Origin of the sequence: Mesorhizobium sp. M7A.F.Ca.US.006.04.2.1, from assembly GCF_004022915.1 — a bacterium.
In the GTDB taxonomy this organism is placed as follows: Bacteria; Pseudomonadota; Alphaproteobacteria; order Rhizobiales; family Rhizobiaceae; genus Mesorhizobium; species Mesorhizobium ciceri.
In genome coordinates, this window is sequence record NZ_RZQA01000270.1 from 1 (window position 1) to 7,155 (window position 7,155).

Consider the following 7,155-nt stretch of genomic DNA (forward strand, 5'->3'; position numbering starts at 1 on the left):
TCGCTGGCCCGCTTCGGCATCCGCTCGCTGGCCTCCGAGCAGCGGCAGCGCGACATTGTCTGCGATCGAAGCCTGCAGATGCAGGCCTTGCGTCTTGCGGTCCTCGGTGACCAGTGCAATGCCCAGCCGCCTTGCGTCGCGGGGCGAACGGATATCCACAGGCCGGCCGTCGACCTGGATTTCGCCACCGGTGCGGCCATCGCTCGAGCCGAAGATCGCCTCCAGGATCTCGGTTCGGCCCGAACCCAGCAGCCCGCCAATGCCGAGGATCTCTCCGGCGGCAAGATCGAAGCCAACGCCGTCGATCACCGTGCGCCAGCCATGCGCATCGGGCTTCGACAGCGACAGGTTTTCGACCGAAAGCACAATGTTGCCGCCGGAGTGGCGCTCTTCCTGGGAGGAAGCGAGCAGGTTGCGTCCGACCATCGCCGAAATGATCGCATCTTCGTCCAGCCTGGCCATCGGCTCGGTCAGTACATGGCGCCCGTCGCGAAACACGGTGACGCGGCTGGCCAGATGCATGACCTCGTCGATGCGGTGCGAGATGTAGACGATGGCGACACCGCTCTCGGCAAGCTGGCGGATGATGCGGAACAGCCGCTGGCATTCGGCCGGCGACAGCGCCGAGGTCGGCTCGTCCATGATCAGGATGCGTGCCGACATCGACAGCGCCTTGGCGATCTCGACCAGCTGCTGCTCGCCGACACGCAGGGTACCGACGCGGGCTTGCGGATCGAGCTCGATGCCGAGCCGCTGCAACAAAGCGCCCGCCGCGCGGCTGCTTGCCTTGCGGTCGACAATCAGCCCGGCGATCAGCTTCTCGCGGCCAAGGAAGATGTTGTCGGCGACGCTGAGTTCGGGCACCAGGTTGAGCTCCTGATGAATGATGGCAATGCCGGCATCCTCGGCGTCGCGTACGCCAGCAAAATTGACAGGGTGGCCATCGACGCTGACCGTGCCTTCATAGCCGGTGTAGACGCCGGAGAGGATCTTCATCAGCGTCGACTTGCCGGCGCCGTTCTCGCCCATCAAGGCATGAACCTCGCCGCGCCGCAGCTCGAAGCCGACATCGACCAGGGCGGCGATGCCGCCGAAGCTCTTGGAAATATGCTCGGCGCTCAGAACGGTGTCCGACCGATCGGCAGCGCCGTGCTGCGGGGAAAGGGAACTGCTCTCTCGCATGACAATGGCGGCCTCCCTTCCGTCCTCGTCAACTTCCCGCAAACGCTAATCTAAACGTTTCGATCATGTCAAGCTGATATGAGGTGCCGCATGTTTACTGCATTTCGATTCTTGCTAAAAAGGACAGGATTCCGTACGTATTGGCCGGCAAGGGTGGCGAAACGTTTCGAAAATGACAGCATCAGGGCAAAAAAAACACCGGAAATCCACCGCGCCCACCATGCTTCATGTGGCTGAAGCGGCGCGTGTTTCTGTCGCCACCGTTTCGGCGCTGATCAACGGCACGGCGACGGTCAGTCCGGAGCTTAGCCAGCGCATCGAACAGGCGATCCGCGATATCGGCTACAAGCGCAACGCGATCGCCCGCAGCCTGAAGATGGGCACGACCCGCACGATCGGACTGACCGTGCCGCACATCACCAACCCATTCTTCACCGATGTCGTCTCGGTCATCCAGCAGGCCTTCGACCGGGCCGGCTATGCCGTCATGCTGTGCTGCACGGACGAGGATTTGAACACCCAGGACGATCAGATCAAGCTGCTGCTCGATCGCATGGTCGACGGGCTGATCGTGGCGCGCGTCGGCGACGGCGCGATCCTCAAGCGGATCGTCGACGACGCCAACATGCCGGTGGTGCTGCTCGATCGTATCTGCAAAGGCGTCGACACCGATGCCGTGGTGCTGGACAACCAGCGCGCGGTGTTCGACGCCATCACCTATCTGATCAATCTCGGCCACCGGCGCATCGGTTACATCACCGGCACGTCGGACATTTCGCCGATGCATGACCGCATGGCGGGATATCGCGAGGCGCTTCACGCCGCCGGCCTGCCGATCGCGGAGGAGCTGATCCGCTTCGGCAATTTTCATGAGATCGACGGCTACAACGCGACCATGCAGATGCTGTCCTCGCACGATCGGCCAAGCGCGATCTTCTCGGCCAACAACCCGATGGTGATCGGCACCATGAAGGCGATCCGCGACATCGGCCTGTCCTGCCCGGAAGACATTTCGGTTGCCTGCTTCGACGACTTTCCATGGTCCGACGTGTTTCAGCCGCAGCTGACCACCGTCGCGCAGCCGGTGCAGGCGATCGGCGAACAAGCGGCCAATCTGCTTCTCGACCGTCTCGCCGGCAACAGGGACGCGCCGCCGCGCAAGCTTTTGCTCAAGGGTCGGCTGATGATCCGCAATTCCTGTCGCCCGCTCGGGGCGATTGCGCAGAGCGTGAGCGCGTAGTCTTTCGCCCAGCGTATATTCCTGTCAGGACTTGTCAGGCCGCCTGCGACAGCGATTTGTGCGCCTCGGCCAGGATCTCGAACGACCGTACCCGCGCCGCATGATCAAAAATCTGCGCGGTGACCATCAGCTCGTCGGCACCGGTGCGGCGCACGAAGGCATCGATGCCTTGCCGCACCGTTTCCGGGGAGCCGACGACGGCGCAGGACAATGCCTGGCCGAGCATGGTCTTTGCCATCGGATCGAGATCGCGGTCATAGTTCTCGACAGGTGGCGGCAGCCGGCCGGCACGGCCGGTGCGCAGATTGACGAAAGCCTGTTGCAGCGAGGTGAACAGCAAACGAGCCTCGGCATCGGTGGGCGCGGCAAAGACGTTGAGGCCAAGCATGACATGCGGTTTGTCGAGCTGCTCGGAGGGCTGGAAGCGCGAGCGGTAGACATCCAGCGCGTGATCCAGATCCGCCGGCGCGAAATGCGAGGCGAAGGCATAGGGCAGGCCGAGCATGGCGGCAAGCTGCGCGCCGTAGAGGCTGGAGCCGAGGATCCAGACCGGCACGCCCTGGCCTTCGCCGGGCACGGCACGGATGCGCTGGCCTTCCTCGGCCGGCTGGAAATAGCCCATCAACTCGACGACATCCTGCGGGAAATTGTCGACCCCGGCCTCGAGATTGCGGCGCAAGGCGCGGGCGGTACCCATGTCGGTGCCGGGCGCCCGGCCGATGCCGAGATCGATGCGGCCCGGATGCAATGCGGCCAGCGTGCCGAACTGCTCGGCAATCACCAGCGGCGAATGGTTGGGCAGCATGATGCCGCCGGCGCCGACACGAATGGTCTTGGTGCCGCCGGCGACATGGGCAATGACGACGGCTGTGGCGGCACTGGCAATACCCGGCATGTTGTGATGCTCGGCCAGCCAGAAACGCTTGTAGCCCAGGCGCTCGGCATGGCGAGCAAGATCGAGCGAATTGGCCAGCGACTGCGAGGCATCGCTGCCTTCGACGATCGGCGACAGGTCGAGAACGGAAAGGTCGGTCATGGGTGGGATCCTGTGTCAGGACCGCATGTAGGAAGCATCCGGCGGCGCCGCAAATTCAAAAATATTGATCAGCCTTTGACAGCTTCGGGGTCGGCGATGTCGTCCTCCTCGACGACAACCGCGTGCTGCGCGGCGAGAAAATTGCCGACATGGCTGAGCCCATCGAAATGATCGCAGAACACCTTGATGACGACCAGCAGCGGCACCGCCATCAGGGCGCCGACGAAACCCCACAGCCATGACCAGAAGGCGATGGCGATGAAGATCGCCACGGCGTTGATCTCGAGGCGCCTGCCGACCACCATCGGCGTCACGAACTGGCCTTCGACGATGTCGCACAAGATCACGAAGGCCGGCGCCAGAAGCGCGTAGAAGATGGTATCGAAGCTGATCAACGCCATGACCGTGACAAGCACGATGGTGATCAGTGCTCCGACATAGGGCAGGAAGTTGAGCAGGGCGGCAGCGACGCCCCAGACCAGCGGATTGGGCACGCCGAGCGCCCAAAGACCGAGAGCGATGACCGTGCCGAGGCCGGCATTGATGATCGTGACGGTGAGCAGATAGTGCGAGATTTCGCGTTCGACGTCATAGACGACGCGCAGCGCCCGTTTCTTTTCGCTGAGGCTGGCGAAGGACTGGATGATCTTTTCATAAAACATCGTGCCGGAGGCGAGCAGGAACAGCGACAGCACGAAGATGATGGTGAGGCCTGTTCCCGCCGACAGGATGTTGCTGGCGGCCGCCGACAGGATGCCGGACTGCGCTACCGCCACCTTCTGAATGCCCGACTCCTGCGAGGTCTCGGTCAGCTGTTCGATCTGATGCGAAATCTGCATGATCTTCTCGAGCGGCTGTCGCAATTGCGCCAACCGTTCGGTGAGCTTCTGGCCGATCGACGAGGTGTTGTTGATAAGATCGATGATCGGGCCACTGAGCAGATAGCCGGCGGTGGCGAACACACAAAGGGACAACAGCACCAGAAGGGTTGCCGAGATCACTTCCGGGATACCGTGCTTGCGCAGCAGTCGGACGATCGGCGTCAGCGTCAGCGCCAGCAGGAAAGCCAGAAGCACTGGCATGAAAAAGGCGCGGGCGAAGTAGAGCGCGTAGATGGCCATGAACAGAAAGATGCCGATCAGCAACGAGCGCATCAGACGCGTGTCGGCGCGAGCCGCGACGCGCGAATCCGGTTCATCGGAAATGTCCTGACCCCAGGCTGTGGGTTCGGTTTTCATGGTCACCCCCTCAAGCCGGCGCCCCTTCGCACGGCAATCGCCTCCATGAAACGCAGAGTTACTGGCGAGGGTTCCATGAGCCGGCTTCGGGATTGAGGCCGCTCGCGCCGGCTCCGGGTCAGGCTGCCGGCGACGTGACGGCTGTGGCGGGCTTGGCTGTTTCCTTGCGAACGATCGGCGCCACCCTGGTGCCGTAGAGTTCGATCGCCTTCATGATCTTGGCATGCGGCATGGTGCCGATCGCCATCTGCAGCAGGAAGCGGTCATTGCCGAAGATCTTGTGCTGGGCGACGATCTTTTCAGCCACTTGCTCGGGACTGCCGACGAACAGGGCGCCTGTGGGGCCGCGCGACTGGTCGAAATGCGCCCGCGAGGTCGGACCCCAGCCGCGCTCGCGGCCGATGCGATTCATCACTTCCGCCTGCGGGCCGTAGAAATCGTCCGCCGCCTGCTCGGTCGTCTCGGCGATGAAGCCGTGCACGTTGATGCTGGTGGCGAGGCCCGCCGGATCACTGCCGGCGCGCTTGGCGGCTTCGCGATAGAGATCGAACAGCGGCGCGAAACGCGCCGGCTCGCCGCCAATGATGGCGAGCGCCAGCGGCAGGCCGAGCGCGCCAGCGCGGGCGGCAGACTGTGGCGTGCCGCCAATCGCGATCCAGACCGGTAGCCTGTCCTGGAAGGGCCGGGGATAAACGCCGCGATCGTTGATCGGCGCACGCAGATTGCCCGACCAGGTGACCTTCACGCTGTCGCGGATGGCAAGCAGCAGATCGAGTTTTTCGGCGAACAGCTCGTCATAATCCTCGAGGTTGAAACCGAACAGCGGGAAGGATTCGATGAACGAGCCGCGCCCGGCCATGATCTCGGCGCGGCCGCCCGACAGAAGATCGAGCGTGGCAAATTGCTGGAAAACGCGCACCGGGTCATCGGAAGACAGAACGGTGACCGCGCTGGTCAGCTTGATGCGCTTCGAACGCTCGGCCGCCGCGGCCAGGGCCACGACCGGTGCGGAGGCGGCATAGTCGGGCCGATGATGCTCGCCGAGGCCGAAGACGTCGAGGCCGACCTGGTCGGCCAGCTCGATCTCCTCGATCAGGTTGCGCAGCCGCTCATGCGGGCCGATGGCACCGGGGCCCGGCTGCGGGCTGACGTCGGCGAATGTGTAGAGACCGAGTTCCATTTGATGTCATCCTGGTGTTGGGTTTTCGGGCTAGACGTAGCGACGCCTCAGCCGCGCCGCCAGTGGGGCGGACGGTGAACAGTGCATGTCGGTTTCGGCTCTATCTCTTCGTCGCCATTCCGGACGGAAAACCGCTTCACACTTTTCCTGGAATTGCTCCAAAGGCGTCTCCCGAGTGCAACAGCCGACAATTTCATGGCTGCCATGCCGTTTTGGCGCTTGAACTCTCGGTTTTCGCGCGTATGTAAGCGTCGCGAATTGACTTCAGGGAAGTGGACTTGGCTATCTACAGGGAAAAAGACGTTTTCGAGCGGCGCAATGCCGCAAACGAGGCAAAGAAGGCGCTCCTCGAGCGCTTCAAGGCAAAGCCGGCGGCGGATGATCCCGCAGTGCTGGCGCGGCAGGCTGAACGCAAGGCTATCCTTGCGGCCCGCGAAATCCGCGAGGCCGAAAAGGCCCGGCTGAAGCAGGAGAAGCTGGCACGCGAAGCGGTCGAGAAGGCCGAGCGCGAGGCAGCAGCCGAAGCGGCACGTATCGCCGCCGAGGAAGCTGCACAGGCCGAGGCCAAGATTCGGGAATCCGAAGAGAACGAGCGCATCGCCCGTCTTCTGGCCGACGAAGCCGAACGCAAGGCCAAGCGTGACGCGCGTTATGCGGCACGCAAGCAGCGTACCGGCAGGACGCCTCCGGGCTTCTCCGCCCGCTAGCTCTCGGCTACGGAGCAATCTGCTTCGAGAATCAGGGTCGCCTCGCAGCGGCCCTGAACGTGTTTGTCCCATGCATGTCGCCCTGGTCCCGGCTCTGGGAGGACGACATGCGCAAACCAAGAGACCTAAGCGTTACCGTCAGGCGGCGAACTTCAGCCCCATGATGCCGCAGACGATGAGCGCGATGCAGGCCAGCCTGATCGCGGTGGCCGGTTCGCCGAGCAGCCAGATGCCGAGCAGTGCCGTACCGACGGTGCCGATGCCGGTCCACACCGCATAGGCGGTGCCGACGGGCAGCGCCTTCAGCGCCAGGCCGAGCAGAGTGAGGCTGACGACCATCGAGGCAACGGTCAGCACGGTCGGCACCAGCTTCGAGAAGCCATCGGTGTATTTGAGGCCGATTGCCCAGCCGATCTCGAACAAGCCAGCGAAAAAGAGAAGAATCCACGACATCGACAACGCTCCATCAGAGCATCGGACCGAAAAGTGACTTCGGCGTCCGACGATCAGTCAAACAATGGCGGGTCGTCCCGTCCGGATTTGGGGAAGGGCGAGGTCGTCCCCGCCACGCC

The 7,155-nt window shown here is 63.3% G+C and carries 7 protein-coding genes; 2 read left to right on the plus strand and 5 right to left on the minus strand.

What is annotated here, in order from left to right; all coding sequences use genetic code 11:
- Window positions 1-1,182: sugar ABC transporter ATP-binding protein (locus EN925_RS16145; protein ID WP_164894230.1), on the minus strand; the 1,182-nt coding region annotated here is incomplete at its 3' end.
- A 220-nt stretch (window positions 1,183-1,402) separates the two neighbouring features.
- On the opposite strand from EN925_RS16145, the gene EN925_RS16150 reads away from it, so the two are divergent.
- The gene (locus tag EN925_RS16150; protein WP_127368431.1) at window positions 1,403-2,422 is read left to right on the plus strand and encodes a LacI family DNA-binding transcriptional regulator; all 1,020 of its coding nucleotides are present in this window, start codon (window positions 1,403-1,405) and stop codon (window positions 2,420-2,422) included.
- A gap of 34 nt (window positions 2,423-2,456) precedes the next feature.
- Here the strand turns inward: EN925_RS16150 and EN925_RS16155 are convergent, their stop codons facing one another.
- The 3 genes from EN925_RS16155 to EN925_RS16165 all read right to left on the minus strand — a co-directional run bounded on the left by EN925_RS16155 (window position 2,457) and on the right by EN925_RS16165 (window position 5,876).
- Window positions 2,457-3,458 (minus strand): LLM class flavin-dependent oxidoreductase, encoded by a 1,002-nt coding sequence (locus EN925_RS16155; protein WP_013528459.1) that lies wholly within the window; start codon window positions 3,456-3,458, stop codon window positions 2,457-2,459.
- A 68-nt stretch (window positions 3,459-3,526) separates the two neighbouring features.
- On the minus strand, window positions 3,527-4,696 hold the full coding sequence (locus tag EN925_RS16160) for an AI-2E family transporter (protein WP_127368430.1): 1,170 nt from the start codon (window positions 4,694-4,696) through the stop codon (window positions 3,527-3,529).
- Between the two features lie 118 nt (window positions 4,697-4,814).
- A complete protein-coding gene (locus EN925_RS16165; protein WP_013528461.1) occupies window positions 4,815-5,876 on the minus strand; it encodes an LLM class flavin-dependent oxidoreductase in 1,062 nt (353 codons plus the stop codon).
- A gap of 278 nt (window positions 5,877-6,154) precedes the next feature.
- Between EN925_RS16165 and EN925_RS16170 the strand changes: the two genes are divergently transcribed.
- On the plus strand, window positions 6,155-6,583 hold the full coding sequence (locus EN925_RS16170; RefSeq protein ID WP_013528462.1) for a DUF6481 family protein: 429 nt from the start codon (window positions 6,155-6,157) through the stop codon (window positions 6,581-6,583).
- A gap of 138 nt (window positions 6,584-6,721) precedes the next feature.
- Here EN925_RS16170 and sugE read toward each other — a convergent pair whose 3' ends face one another.
- Entirely contained in the window at window positions 6,722-7,036 is a 315-nt protein-coding gene (gene sugE / locus EN925_RS16175) for a quaternary ammonium compound efflux SMR transporter SugE (protein WP_013528463.1), read from the minus strand.
- Window positions 7,037-7,155: the final 119 nt, after the last annotated feature.